Origin of the sequence: Taibaiella koreensis (assembly GCF_003545715.1) — a bacterium.
Lineage (GTDB): Bacteria > Bacteroidota > Bacteroidia > Chitinophagales > Chitinophagaceae > Taibaiella > Taibaiella koreensis.
The window spans coordinates 227,775-240,329 of sequence record NZ_QVNU01000006.1 but is presented as its reverse complement, the minus strand read 5'-3'; the positions used below and the strand labels follow the sequence as shown (position 1 = coordinate 240,329).

At 51.2% G+C, this 12,555-nt stretch carries 11 protein-coding genes; 4 read left to right on the top strand and 7 right to left on the bottom strand.

Going from position 1 to position 12,555, the window contains the following annotated elements; genetic code table 11:
- Nucleotides 1-473: 473 nt before the first annotated feature.
- A complete protein-coding gene (locus DZK30_RS19405; protein ID WP_118975839.1) occupies nucleotides 474-866 on the top strand; it encodes a VanZ family protein in 393 nt (130 codons plus the stop codon).
- A 239-nt stretch (nucleotides 867-1,105) separates the two neighbouring features.
- Here DZK30_RS19405 and lpdA read toward each other — a convergent pair whose 3' ends face one another.
- The 4 genes from lpdA to DZK30_RS19385 all read right to left on the bottom strand — a co-directional run bounded on the left by lpdA (nucleotide 1,106) and on the right by DZK30_RS19385 (nucleotide 4,518).
- On the bottom strand, nucleotides 1,106-2,509 hold the full coding sequence (gene lpdA, locus DZK30_RS19400) for a dihydrolipoyl dehydrogenase (protein WP_118975838.1): 1,404 nt from the start codon (nucleotides 2,507-2,509) through the stop codon (nucleotides 1,106-1,108).
- A 180-nt stretch (nucleotides 2,510-2,689) separates the two neighbouring features.
- Nucleotides 2,690-3,454 carry a metallophosphoesterase gene (locus DZK30_RS19395; RefSeq protein ID WP_118975837.1) on the bottom strand — a complete coding sequence of 255 codons (765 nt, stop codon included), beginning with the start codon at nucleotides 3,452-3,454 and terminating at the stop codon, nucleotides 2,690-2,692.
- Nucleotides 3,455-3,997: a hypothetical protein gene (locus tag DZK30_RS19390; protein ID WP_162903255.1), complete on the bottom strand. Its 543-nt coding sequence runs from the start codon at nucleotides 3,995-3,997 to the stop codon at nucleotides 3,455-3,457.
- Between the two features lie 68 nt (nucleotides 3,998-4,065).
- Nucleotides 4,066-4,518 (bottom strand): GNAT family N-acetyltransferase, encoded by a 453-nt coding sequence (locus DZK30_RS19385; protein ID WP_118975835.1) that lies wholly within the window; start codon nucleotides 4,516-4,518, stop codon nucleotides 4,066-4,068.
- 286 nt (nucleotides 4,519-4,804) lie between these two features.
- Here DZK30_RS19385 and DZK30_RS19380 point away from each other — a divergent pair, with 286 nt between their 5' ends.
- Entirely contained in the window at nucleotides 4,805-5,032 is a 228-nt protein-coding gene (locus tag DZK30_RS19380; protein WP_118975834.1) for a hypothetical protein, read from the top strand.
- Nucleotides 5,033-5,120: 88 nt separating this feature from the next.
- Here DZK30_RS19380 and DZK30_RS19375 read toward each other — a convergent pair whose 3' ends face one another.
- The 3 genes from DZK30_RS19375 to DZK30_RS19365 all read right to left on the bottom strand — a co-directional run bounded on the left by DZK30_RS19375 (nucleotide 5,121) and on the right by DZK30_RS19365 (nucleotide 11,293).
- Nucleotides 5,121-8,423: a hypothetical protein gene (locus DZK30_RS19375; protein WP_118975833.1), complete on the bottom strand. Its 3,303-nt coding sequence runs from the start codon at nucleotides 8,421-8,423 to the stop codon at nucleotides 5,121-5,123.
- 150 nt (nucleotides 8,424-8,573) lie between these two features.
- Nucleotides 8,574-10,094 carry a sulfatase-like hydrolase/transferase gene (locus DZK30_RS19370; RefSeq protein WP_118975832.1) on the bottom strand — a complete coding sequence of 507 codons (1,521 nt, stop codon included), beginning with the start codon at nucleotides 10,092-10,094 and terminating at the stop codon, nucleotides 8,574-8,576.
- 218 nt (nucleotides 10,095-10,312) lie between these two features.
- Nucleotides 10,313-11,293, bottom strand: a complete 981-nt coding sequence (locus DZK30_RS19365) for a GlxA family transcriptional regulator (RefSeq protein WP_118975831.1) — start codon at nucleotides 11,291-11,293, stop codon at nucleotides 10,313-10,315.
- A gap of 170 nt (nucleotides 11,294-11,463) precedes the next feature.
- Between DZK30_RS19365 and DZK30_RS19360 the strand changes: the two genes are divergently transcribed.
- The gene (locus DZK30_RS19360) at nucleotides 11,464-11,955 is read left to right on the top strand and encodes an SRPBCC family protein (RefSeq protein WP_118975998.1); all 492 of its coding nucleotides are present in this window, start codon (nucleotides 11,464-11,466) and stop codon (nucleotides 11,953-11,955) included.
- A 91-nt stretch (nucleotides 11,956-12,046) separates the two neighbouring features.
- Nucleotides 12,047-12,535 carry a DUF1572 domain-containing protein gene (locus DZK30_RS19355; RefSeq protein ID WP_118975830.1) on the top strand — a complete coding sequence of 163 codons (489 nt, stop codon included), beginning with the start codon at nucleotides 12,047-12,049 and terminating at the stop codon, nucleotides 12,533-12,535.
- Nucleotides 12,536-12,555 lie beyond the last annotated feature (20 nt).

The following is a 12,555-nucleotide window of genomic DNA, read 5'->3' as shown; positions in this document are numbered from 1 at the left end:
GCCGAGAGCGCTGAGTTGTACGAAAGACACAAAGGATGGGCGTGAAATGCATCATTAAAAGCATTTCACTGCTAAATGGATATGCCGGTGGCTAACAATAGGCCTTGACCATCTGCGCCTTTTAGGGCATTGTCTTCAATTGTTTGAAGGTTTTGAGATGCTTCGGTTGCTGCGCAGACCTCAGCAAGACAGCGTGATGTTTTTGCGTAGTATCCGATTTCGTAAATGCCCCATTGTCATCCTGAATCGCTTGCGCAGCTTGCGAATGAAGGATCTCTTCCTGTTGAAAAAGGATATTGGCATACGTTAAAGAAAGCTGTTCCCCTAATTAAGAGATTGCCCTCGCGGGACGAAATTTTGAAAGGCTATAGATATCTTGTTTCTTAAAAAGCGACATTGTATTTGTTATCCGGGTTTTTAAGATAGGTGCCAGGCATTCCGCCTGAGCATTGAATAGGTTACCTTTGGCAAATATGAAGCAAAGCACTGCAATACGATTGTCGCTGTTGATCGTATTAATGATGAGTGTGGCAATGGAACTTGGCTTCAGGGCTTTTCTTTTCAGGACCTGGGGAAAACACTCCATTATAGCGGGCTCGCTCCCCAATTTTGTCGCTGTGATACTGATCGCCCTGGCCAGTAAGGTCATTAAAGGAGACAAGCCCGGCAATAGCCCTCTTAAAATGAGCTTAATGGCTGTATTGGCAATGGTTTTTTACGAAGGGGCACAACTCTTTATTCAAGGGCGAACATTTGATTGGTTCGATGTCCTGGCATCGGTTTTGGGAGGCGTGTTTGTTTACCTCCTGTTATCTTTGATTGAATCGTATGCTAAACCAGATCGCGGAAGCCCATCGCAGGAGTAGCAGGCTCCGTCTGTAAAAAGCGCAGCAACCGCCGTCTCCCAAAGCACCTTAATAAAAATAGATAATACCCTTGCATCGAGATAATGCAAGGGCATTTTTGCTTAATGACTGAGGCAGAGGGGGCGCTATAAAACTGTTTAGAAAGTGCCTTTGTATCCCAACAAACAGGAAAGGAGGCCATCCCCTCAGTTTTTAGGGACGGCCTCTTTCCTGTTTGAAAAAATTGTGAACTTTACCGCTTACATATTGATGGCGCCACGGCCGGAAGCCGCCAGGAAAGCGTCTTTCAGTGTTTCGGCGTAGGTGGGGTGGGCATAACATATTTTACCCATCTCAATATCGGTGATCTCAAATTCCATAGCGGTTACCGCCTGCGCAATCAGGTCTGCAGCACGGGCGCCTATGATCTGCACGCCCAGCACTTCGCCATACTTATCGTCCGAAAGCACTTTTACGAAGCCGTCAAGATCGCCGGCGGCGCGGGCACGGCCACTGGCCAGGAAGGGAAATTTACCTTTACGATAGCTGACGCCCTTTTCCTTGAGCTGCTCTTCCGTATAGCCCACGCCGGCTACTTCGGGCCAGGTATAGACCACCGAGGGAATAAGGTTGTAATTGATGTGCGGGGTAAGACCCTTAATCGTTTCGGCGACAAAAACGCCTTCATCCTCAGCCTTATGGGCCAGCATGGCGCCGGCAACCACATCTCCGATGGCATAAATGTTGGGTTCCGCCGTCTGCAGATCATTGGTTTGCACCCGGCCACGCTCGTCCAGCTGTACTTTGGTGTTTTCAATGCCCAAACCGGCAGTATAAGGTTTACGGCCTACCGCTACAAGGCAATAATCTGCAGTGATCTCTTTCTGTTCGCCGGCGGCGTCGAGGTAAGAAACAGTAGCCTTGTTGCCATTGTTCTTTGCCGACTGTACCCTGCTGTTGAGTATAATCTCAATGCCCGATTTTGACAATATTTTGTGCAACTCCTTACCTAGCTCGCGATCCATGGTCGGGATCAGATTGTCGGCGTATTCCACAATCGTGACCCTGGTGCCGATGCGGCTGTATATCGATGCCATCTCTACGCCTATTACGCCGCCGCCGATGATGACCATATCTTCCGGCTTGTTCTTCAGCGACAACGCCTCGGTCGAAGAGATGATACGGTCTTTATCGATGGCAACGCCCGGAATGGTGGCCGGTTTGGAACCTGTAGCAATAATGAAATAAGCGGCGGTTATAGTCTGTTCGCTGTTGTCAGCAGCTGTTATCTTGAGCTGTGTATTGCTGACGAAAGCACCCGTACCAAAGAATACCTGTATTTTATTCTTCTTCATCAGGAAGTTCAGGCCGTCGGTATTTTGTTTTACCACATCGGTCTTGCGTGCAATGAACTGTGTGAAATCAAGCGAGATATTATCGGCATGAATGCCCTGCTTCTCTGCCTTATGCGTAAAAGTATGGTAGTGTTCCGATGTGTCCAGGAGGGCTTTGGATGGAATACAGCCTACATTGGTGCAGGTGCCGCCCAGCACATTGTATTTTTCTACGATCGCGGTTTTAAAGCCAAGTTGGGCCGCGCGGATCGCCGCTACATAGCCGCCGGGGCCGGAGCCGACAACGACGATATCGAAATCTGTTTGCATATTACTTATTATTTTGTACCGGTTTGATGGTTTTATGATGTAGTAAAAAGTGCTTACCCCTGCAACAACCGCGCATTCTATGCTGTAAATTTAATCCGGACCGATGCCTTCCGCCTTATAAAAGTAGGTGTTTTACGGTTTTGTATTGCCAGGCAGATCTTAATGACAGATAGCTTTTTATTATCGGCTGTCTATGGCAAGGGCGGCATGCGGATCAAAGCCATTTTGCTCTCCTGCCCGCACATAACCCAGCTGGTTGGTCAGCATAGTGGTTTCACCAATTGTAAAGGCCGGCGTGTTATGGTGATGGTGGCCGTATAGCCAGGCTGCGATGTGCGATTGCTCGATGAATGGGAACAGTTCCGTAGCAAAGGCCTCGTTAAGGAGCGAATGCCTGTAAGCGGCGGGGTAATGCATGAAAGTCGGTACATGATGTGTAGCAACGCATATCGGGCCTTTGGCAGCTGTTACTGCCTGCGTAATGAATTGCCTGCAGGTCTTGTGCAACCTGAAAGTATGTATGGGGCGAAACCGCTCGCCATGCTTACGGATACAACGATAATCAACCATGCCTTTGGCGATATCCCATTCCGTAGCAGGGCTGATAAAGCTCCAGAGCGTCGAACAGATCAGGGTCATGTTGCCATGTTGCACGGCTTCGTTATTCAACAGCCAGACGTTGGCTCGTATGGCTTCTTTAAAGCTGCCGCTCCGTTCGTCGATATAGCTGCCGTAATATTCGTGGTTGCCGGGCAGCCAGTATACCGCTTCGTATTGCTGCGACAATTTGTCGAAGAACCAGCCATACTGCTCCATTTGGACAAAAGGCACGATATCCCCTGCCAACACGAGTACCTCGCCGGCCGGTATTATCGGGTGCTCTTTCAGCCAGTTCTCATTTTCCGGAAATTCCAGGTGCAAATCCGAGCAATACTGTATCGTCATTTATTTTTTTATTTGCCGTGTTGCTACTTTTCGTTTTGTCAGCTTGCCATGCTTGTCGTTTATATCCGTCTCCAGGTAATAGATATTACCCTGCTCCGCAAAGATCCGTTGCCGGAGCTTTGTGTCACTGAGTGGCTCACAAGCCGTTGGAATCAGGAAAGTGGGCACGAGCAGCTGCCATTTCCCTTGCTTCAGCGTATAAGTCTTCATGGAATAGGTACAGCCATTCATGGGCGCCTGGAACAGGGATAGTTCATCGGCGCCGTCGCCATCGAGGTCGCCTTCGTTAACCAGGCGGACCGTACAGCAGCCCGCCGCGATCGGGCTAAGGCCAGTGCCGGGAAAACGGATCTCGTATTCATCCGGTGTACCATCTTCTACAGGATTGCCTTGTCCCTCTTTCGTCTTTACGACGGTTGCCTGTGCTATTTTGCCATCGCCGTTGAAATTGCCATTGACTTTGCTACCTAGGTATGAGTGCTGCTGCGCATGGGTAGTATAGCAGCAGGCTACCATTGGGAATAGTAAAAAGAGTTGTTTCATATTATTGTGACCGGTTAAGGTTGCGTAGCGCTTTTTATTGTTGAGTTGCCTGCTATAAAGATAGCGCATTAAAAGTGTAGCTTCATCCCCTCATGGGAAGCGATGAAGCCAAGCTGTTCATAAAACTGTTTGGCTTCCGGCCGCTGCTTGTCGGTTGTCAGCTGTATCATATGGGCGCCTTTTTCTTTTGCCCGTGCTATGGCCCATTCAAAAAAAGCGGTACCATACCCTTTGCCTCTGTCTGCCCTTCTTATTCTTACGGCTTCGATCTGTGCTCTCATACCACCACGGTAGGTAAGGTAGTGCAGGTAGCTCAGCTGCAGTGTTCCCATGAGAAAGCCTTCGTTATTTTCCACAACGATAAGCTCCTGGTTAAGGTCCCTGTTAATTTGTTCAAATGACTTATAATAGGCATCGGGCAGTGGTTCCCGGAGCGCTTCTCTTGTGCTGCCCAACGGATCGTCGGCCAGCATGGCGACGATCTGGGGTATATCGTCCCGGGTTGCTTTTCTGAAATGCATGGGTTAAAGGATGATTTGTTGATTAAATTAAGAATAAGACATACCTGGTGACAAGGCGAAGGTATCCCGATGCATCGGGAACGCCAAAGACGGCGATGTTCTTTTGCAACGCTCAGCCACACCAGCAGCCTATGCCAGATAGAAGGCCGGTGCGCATTTTCCCCTGAATATAGAAACGGGTGTTTTTACGCTTACATCCCCGCCTACACGGTTCGTAAGTTTGTGTATTCGCTTTTTTTAAGCAGCGAAAGAATATACCTTTTGGTCACGACTAAACAACAACATTATGACACAGCACGAAAATGACATCACATCCAAAGCCGGTGGCGGCTATCCTGGCTACCAACTGTATGAAGACAATACCGGTACCACTTATTGCAGCAAAAATAAAGTGAAGAGCCATGCAGAAGGTAACGGCTGGGTGAAAGCCTGCCTGGCTGCACATCCCGGTACCAGCTGCGATGGCAAGCCCTGGATCAGTAACAGCCAGAGCGGCACCATCTGGTGGCCGTAGTATCCTGGCGCTGTTGATCGCATCAGTAAATGGAAACGCGCCATGGATTCGTCCATGGCGCGTTTTGGTATTGTTTTGCCGATAATGATCAACGTACGATAGTAAGTGTTGTGCCTAAAGTAAGACCGGGATGTTGAAAGGTCATCCGGTACAGGCCTGCAGGTAATGAAGCCGGAAGGGGCAGCCTGTAGGTCCATGCCTGGGCCGCTACCTTTACCTGCTCGCTGATGAGCAGTTGTCCGGTTACGGAGTAAAGGCTTAGCTGGTAGGCGCCCGCAGGCATGCCTGCGCTACCGGAAAGGGTAACCTGGTCCCGCGCAGGTTGCGGGTACACCCGGAAGCCATATTGCTTGCTGGTCTCGCGAATGCCCGTAGTAACCTGGATGGTGAGCGCCGGCGAAAGTGCGGTATTCACCGCAGCGCAGGTATCGCTCCGTGTTACTTTTACCTTTACGGCATCGCCATTGTTCAGCGTGCTGGTGGTAAAGCTTGATGCTGTTGCCCCGGTAACAGGATTGTCATTCACCAGCCATTGGTATTGCGGTGCGGCGCCGCCATTAGTAACCGAAGCGGTAAAGGTAACCGGCTGTCCGGAAGGAACGGTTGTGCCCGGTGCCGCGGTAATATTTACCGATGGCGCTGCAGAAGGAGATACTGCAACAGACAAGGCATTGCTCATGGCTACTGCCGGAGCGCTACCGCAAGCAGACAGGCGCGTGAACCTGCAGGTAACCGCATCGCTGGCGCTGAGGGAAGCGGTCGTGAATACGGAATCCGTAGCGCCGATTACTGCTGTGCCATTGATCAGCCACTCATAAGTATACCATACCCCGGGTTGTGTTGCCGTAGCGGTAAAGGTGACCTCGTTACCCTGGCAGGTGGCCGGCTTGTCTGAGGCGATGTGTACGCCGGGCGCCGGTAATCCGGGCACATCGATCAATAATGTTGCCGGCGTGCTCATCGCCGGAACGTCACAGGCGCCGGTATAAACACAGCGGAACTGGTTCCCGTTCATGGCTGCTGTTGCCGCGGTCACCACAAGGGTAGCGCTGTTCACGCCGCTATAGGTCGCATTGGCAGGTACATTGTTCCAGCCCTGGCCGCTGTTCATTTGCCAGCGATAGCCCGAAGCGCCATTGGCTGCTGTCAAGAACGCAGCATTGGCGCCATCGCACACTACCGTGTCGGCGGGCGCCTGTGTGATTACAACGGGAGTGGCGCAGCTGTATTGGTAGGCAAAGGCAGCGCCATCGGAAATGGTGGTAAGCAATTTATTATTGTAGAACAGCAATTGCGGGGCATAGGATGTCGTCACACTGAACAAAGGCGACCCTACGTTTTGCCAGGCATTGCCGGCTAGTCGTTTTACGGTTGCTGAAGCGTAGTACTGGTCGGCCTTTTGAGCATAGCTGAGATACAGGCTGCCGTCCGGTGCAAACTGGATCTGGGGATTCTGGCCATTGGGCGCGCTCCCTGCCGGTACCACATCTGTAAAGGTATTGGTCGCTGTATTGAGCTTACGTACGGCTATAGCAGGCATACCATTGTTGAGGAAAGCGACATGTATCACATCTGCTGTATCGAATGCAAAGTCGGGTGTGCTGCCGGCAGGTGCGCCGTTATTCGAAGTGACCTGGGGCGCTGCCGAAGCCCAGGCGGTACCGGTATAATTATAAATCCAAAAGCTATATGCGAGACCGGTTGTACTGTAATGCACGCCTACGAGCAAGTGCGGCACGCCATCATGGTTCACTTTTATGCGGACATAATCGACGGAGGTATTACTGGGTATAGGCGAGCCGTTGAGGGTACTCCAGCCCGATCCCTGGGTATACTTCTTGACAAAGAGAGGGCCTACATAAGGCATGTTGGCAAAATAGGCATTGCCGGCGCCATCGAAGCAGAGCGACTCCGCGCCACCCAGAGTGGTCAGGTTGATCTCTGTATTGACCCATCCGGTATCGGTATGGCGCCATACTGTGTATTCGGTAGAGAAGGGTACCGTATCGGCAACAACGATCCAGGGATGCCCGTTGGGATGCACGGCAATGTCCATTACTCTTCCCCGCCAGGAGGCAGGGTTTGACGTGCCGATCACGGTCCAGGCTGTGTCGTCGAACCGGCATACCCGCGAGGGCGTAAAATTTGCCGTAAATTGATTCGTGGCAACACAGTAGGCTTTGGCGCCGTCGGGAGATGCGGCAGATACGGTTAAGCTGGCAGGCACTTTGGCAAGGCCTTCACTGGCGCCCTTTATCTTCCATTGACTTCCCTCAAGCCTGCGCATCACCATTTTGTAGTAGCCATCATTGTCTCCGGAAAGTACACAAGGCGCATGCGCTGTGTCCAGATCGAATGCAGGTGTAGGCGTGGCATTGCTTACAATAAAGCTGTCTGGTCCCGCAACTTCCCAGCTGGTGCCATTGAAATGCCGGATCATCGGATATATCGCTTCGCTGGATCCCGGATAATAGTTGGAAAGACAAAAGAGATAAGGGCCGTTCAAAGGATCGACCCTGAGCTGTATCTCAGCTGCAGGATTGGGAGAAAAGCCGGCTGCTCCAACGTTGATCCAGGCAGTGCCGTTGAATTCTTTTACCGTAACCTTCTTACCGAGGCTGTTATCGGCGAAGGCTACCATTGGTATATCGAGGGGTGATATAGCGAGGTCTGCTGTCTTGTCGGAAAAGCTGACTGAGGTTTGACCGGCAACCCCCAGGGAGTTCCAGGCCGTACCGTTATAGGTATAGACTTCGCTCTGACCACTGCTGCCGGAAGCATATTGGGCCAGTACATATGGCTGCCCGCTGCTGTTCAGCCGTATTTTCAGATCGCCTATAGCAGGTGGTGTGAACCCGGAGGTGCCTACAGGCTGCCATGTTGTGCCATCCCATTTTTTTACCGTAATACGTCCGCTGAGCAGACTATCGGCATAGGCAACATAAGGAACGCCGGCGTTATCAATCGTAATGAAGGTATGGCTGGCGCCACCGCCGGATACCGGGCCACCCACATTTACCCAACTGCTGCCATTGAAGGTCATCACTGTGGCTTTCCCGGTCGCGCTGTAGTCTTTGTAAACGACATAGGGTGTTCCGGAAGGGGCTGCAGCCAGCGCCAGGTAATCGACTACGCCACCCGAAAATGAGGGCGCGCCTACGGGTTGCCAATGGCTGCCATCCCATTTACGTACAGAAGCTTTGTTGTCCAGTAGTTCTTTGTAGGCATAGATCATGCCGCCGGCATGATCTGAGACAATATTGGCAATGGTAGTAGCCTTACTTGGCTGGTCCATAGCATCGGGACCAGCCGGCGTCCACGACTGGGCATGAAGCAGGGTGCCACCCAGCAAGACGCTTGTCCAGCACAAGGCAAGACGTATTATTTTCATGGTGTAAAATTTTAATTCAAAGCAAAAATATGCAAAAAATAGCAGATGAGTATCTCGTTATTCAAAAGGAATGGTTAAGGCCAGCCGGCGCAAAATGAATACAGCAGCCGTATTCGAAAGGCTGCTGTATTCATTTTATCTTGTCTAAAGCTAATCCTGCCGTTGATACCAATCGACAAAGGCATCCTGTTCAAAGGATTCGGGACGAATGGCGAGCTTTTGTTTGATCTGGTCTTCCAGCAGTTGCGCCATCTTTTCCCTTATTTCCCCGAATGCCGGGTCATAGGCCAGGTTCTCGTACTCCAGCGCGTCCGGCTGGCGCAGATCGTACAACTCATACTCGTCTGGGTAGCCGCCGAGCGCATCGAAATAATGGCTGTATTTCCATTCGGTGGTCCGCACACTGCGGATCCGGTTGGCCGCCTTCACCACGCTGGCCTTATCGGCAGCACTGGCTTTGGTATCGTCGAAGGTAAACAAGATCGCATCCTGTACCGGCTTATCCTGCTCCAGCAACGGTGCGAGGCTGGTGCCTCTCAGGCCCTCTGGCGGCGCAACACCAATAAGGTCGGCAATCGTTGGCAGAATATCGATGAGCGAGGCCAGGTTTTGGGTAGCCTTGTAAGGCGTATTTTCCGGGAACAGAATGGGATTGGAAAACACCATGGGTATGCGCAGGGCTTCTTCATAGGTAACAAAAGCCTTCTGGCGCATGCCGCCATGTGCCATGCCCATTTCGCCATGGTCGGCAATACGTATCACCAGCGCCTGGTCGGCCAGCCTGCTGCCTTCTGCTTCTTTATACAGCTCATCGATAAAGAAGCCAACCTCTGTATCGATCACGCGCAGCAGGTTGCCATAGAAGTTGATGTAATTAGTTTGCTTCTCCTGCGTGTTCAATGCACCCAGGCTTAAGGCTGCTGTAGCCTTTACCTGCACCTGGGCCGAAGGCTTCTGTTGGGTGATCAGGTCTTCGTTTGCCGTTTTGGGCAAGCCTATAGGCCCATTCAGGAAGTCGGCGTTGTAGCCATACTGAAAGTCCTTAGGATAGCAGAGCACATCGTGCGGATTGACAAGAGAGAGCACCATGCAATAAGGCTGCATATCGCCCTTTGCTCTTCTTTCCCTTACCGATTGCAGGTAAGCGATGGCTTGCTGTACATAAGCTTTGTCGTGATTGGCAAAGCCGCCGCCGAAATTCTCCGGTGCGGTGTTTTCACCGGCATCGGGCGCTACCCAGCTTTTGAAGCCATACATGGCAATATCGGAGGGCTCGGGACCACCGCCGTCTGCACCTTTGCTCACATGCCATTTGCCACGGTACTGCACATCGTAGCCCGCGTCGAAGAGCACACGGGCGATGTTGGGCAATGTATTGTCCAGCGTTACTTCGCCGGGCGAGTACCTGCCGCCCTCAGTGAGGGTTTGCGTTACATGATGCTGTGCGGGATAGAGGCCGGTGAGCAATGTGGAACGGCTTGGCGAGCACATACAGGTGTTACAAAAGGCGCGGTCGAAGCTGAAGCCGTTTTGTTTCAGGAAGGTCAGGGTCTTAAGATTATCCTGCTCCCAGTTGTCGGGAAAATGTTGGGTGGCCCTTTCCTGATCGGAAATGATGAGGATGATGTCCGGTTTGCCGGAAGGATTGCCGAGGCGTTCGCGAAGGCTCATTAGTTACGGTTTTTGGAGAATGGTTATGGAATGATGATGGTCACGTACTCAGAATAAAGTATGCTAAGGTACTAATGTTGTCCAACCGCTCAACCCCCATTTTCGTACCCCTTCCGGCGACCTTCGGCCGGCGCAGGCATCTCTGCTGCGCTTGTATATTTTCCCGGCCATTTGCAGGAATGTAAAAGCTCAAGAACGCCGGGATGAATACCGCCTTATTATGCTGCAGCGTTTTCTTTACTATACTTGTTTTTGTATTCCAGCGGCGACAGGCCGGTGATCCGTTTAAATACTTCCCGGAAAGCCTTGTTGTCGTTGTAGCCCACATCGAGCATGATCTCCAGTATGGTTTTGCGCCCCTTTTCCAGCTCCTTCTTAGCCGCTTCCACTTTCACGCGTTGCAGGTATTCGACTGGTGTATTGCCCGTGGCCTTGGTAAATCGCCGGTCAAAGTTACGCCTGCTGATTGCCAGCTTGGTCGCCAGCTTTTCGAAGGATATCCGCTCTTCGATATTTTCTTCAATGTAAGCCTGGGCCCGGCCGATCAGCTCATCATCATGTTCCTTCTGCGTCTCAAAAATACTGAAGGGCGATTGCGAGCTGCGTTCGAGATCGATCTGGAAAATTTTGGAACAAAAGATAGCGGTCGTCCGGTCGAATAGTTGCTCTACCAGGTAAAGGAGCAGGTGCAAAAAGGAGTATGCGCCGCCGTTGGTGTAGATGCCATTGGCTGCAGTAATGATCTTTCCCGCCTCGGCTTTTACTTCGGGAAAGAGCTCCCGGAATAGTGCCAGCTTATTCCAATGCACCGAACAGGCTTGTCCGTCCAGTAGCCCTGTCGCAGCGAGCAGGAAAGCGCCAGAACACATGCTGGCAATCTCTGCACCGGCCTTATAGCGTTTATGTATCCAATCGATAAGTGCCTTGTTCTTCGCGATGGTTTGTTCATAGTCGCCCAGCAGCGCCGGGATCATTACCATGTCGGCGCGACGGATACCTTTGATATCCATGGGATGTACAGAAAGATAGCCGTTGTGCGACCGTTGTTCCTTTACAAATCCGGCGACACTTACCTCCAGCCGGGCAGGATTGCCCTGGCTTTCCCAGTAAGCGTTTGCCCTGCTCAGGATGTCTAAGGTGCCACCGATCGTATTGGCATTGATGGGACCCTCCGGAACGACTATGATGACCTTTTTCATGCCAGGCTGTTTTTACAAAGTTAGCCAATGATCCTGGCCAAATCAACCCATGCTAAAGTCTATTTCTCCCCCTCGGGGTGGCCACGCAGGACAGTACCTTTGACATAGGAAATCAAGCCGGTAAACAAAGATCAGGCCGGCGCTTTATTAATCGCTACAAACAAAAAAATATGAACAACCAGGATTTCAGCACTACCATCATAGTAGATCAGACTGCAAAAGAAGTTTTCGATGCCATTAATAATGTACGCGGATGGTGGTCGGAAGATATTGAAGGCCCTACCACGGAACAGGGCGATGTGTTTCTCTATCATTACAGGGACGTTCACCTGAGTAAGATAAAGCTGGAACAGGTGGTCCCGGAAGAGAAGGTCGTCTGGCACATTTTAGATAACCGTTTTAATTTTATCGACGATCAGGCTGAGTGGAAGGATACAAAGGTCATTTTCGAGATCAGCCACAATGAGGGGAAAACGACGCTTCGCTTTACCCACCAGGGGTTGACCCCGGCATATGAATGCTTCGAGATATGCAATGATGCCTGGACCAATTATATCCGCAAGAGCCTGTATGAGCTGATTACAAAGGGTAAGGGACAGCCTAATCCTAAGGAGGGTGGCTTTAATGCTTCGCTATTGGAAAAATGGAAGATAGCAGAATAGCCGGCCTCCTGGAACATGCCGGGCCTGCCCGCATGCTGGATTCCGGTCTTTTCTGAATTTTGATTATTTTAGCTGTGTTCAACACACAGCTATGAATACAGCAGCACAGATCGCGAAACACTTGCGCGACGTACATTTCGGGGGCAACTGGACTTCGGTCAACCTTAAGGATACCCTGACGGACGTTACCTGGCAAGAGGCGGTGATGAAGGTACATTCGTTCAATACGATCGCGGTGCTCGTTTTTCATATCAACTATTACATCAGTGCCGTACGCAAGGTGCTGGAAGGTGGCCCCTTGGAAGCAAAGGATGCGCTGAGCTTCGCTCTGCCGCCCATTACCGGTCCTGAAGAATGGGAGCAGCTGCAGGAAAAGACCTGGGCCGATGCAGAAGCTTTCGCTATACTCGCCGGGCGTTTACCAGACGAGCAACTGGATGTCCTTTTTGTTAAGGAACCCTATGGCAACTACTACCGCAACCTTCAGGGTATTGTCGAACACACGCATTACCATCTGGGGCAGATTGTCCTGATCAAAAAGATCGTGCAGTCGGCTGAAGGCTTGCCGGATACGGTTTAACGGTGCAGTTTTTTTCAAAA

Coding starts and splice junctions, on each gene's coding strand:
- DZK30_RS19405 (WP_118975839.1), top strand. CDS start 474: ATGAAGCAAAGCACTGCAATACGATTGTCGCTGTTGATCGTATTAATG.
- lpdA (WP_118975838.1), bottom strand. CDS start 2,509: ATGCAAACAGATTTCGATATCGTCGTTGTCGGCTCCGGCCCCGGCGGC.
- DZK30_RS19395 (WP_118975837.1), bottom strand. CDS start 3,454: ATGACGATACAGTATTGCTCGGATTTGCACCTGGAATTTCCGGAAAAT.
- DZK30_RS19390 (WP_162903255.1), bottom strand. CDS start 3,997: ATGAAACAACTCTTTTTACTATTCCCAATGGTAGCCTGCTGCTATACT.
- DZK30_RS19385 (WP_118975835.1), bottom strand. CDS start 4,518: ATGCATTTCAGAAAAGCAACCCGGGACGATATACCCCAGATCGTCGCC.
- DZK30_RS19380 (WP_118975834.1), top strand. CDS start 4,805: ATGACACAGCACGAAAATGACATCACATCCAAAGCCGGTGGCGGCTAT.
- DZK30_RS19375 (WP_118975833.1), bottom strand. CDS start 8,423: ATGAAAATAATACGTCTTGCCTTGTGCTGGACAAGCGTCTTGCTGGGT.
- DZK30_RS19370 (WP_118975832.1), bottom strand. CDS start 10,094: ATGAGCCTTCGCGAACGCCTCGGCAATCCTTCCGGCAAACCGGACATC.
- DZK30_RS19365 (WP_118975831.1), bottom strand. CDS start 11,293: ATGAAAAAGGTCATCATAGTCGTTCCGGAGGGTCCCATCAATGCCAAT.
- DZK30_RS19360 (WP_118975998.1), top strand. CDS start 11,464: ATGAACAACCAGGATTTCAGCACTACCATCATAGTAGATCAGACTGCA.
- DZK30_RS19355 (WP_118975830.1), top strand. CDS start 12,047: ATGAATACAGCAGCACAGATCGCGAAACACTTGCGCGACGTACATTTC.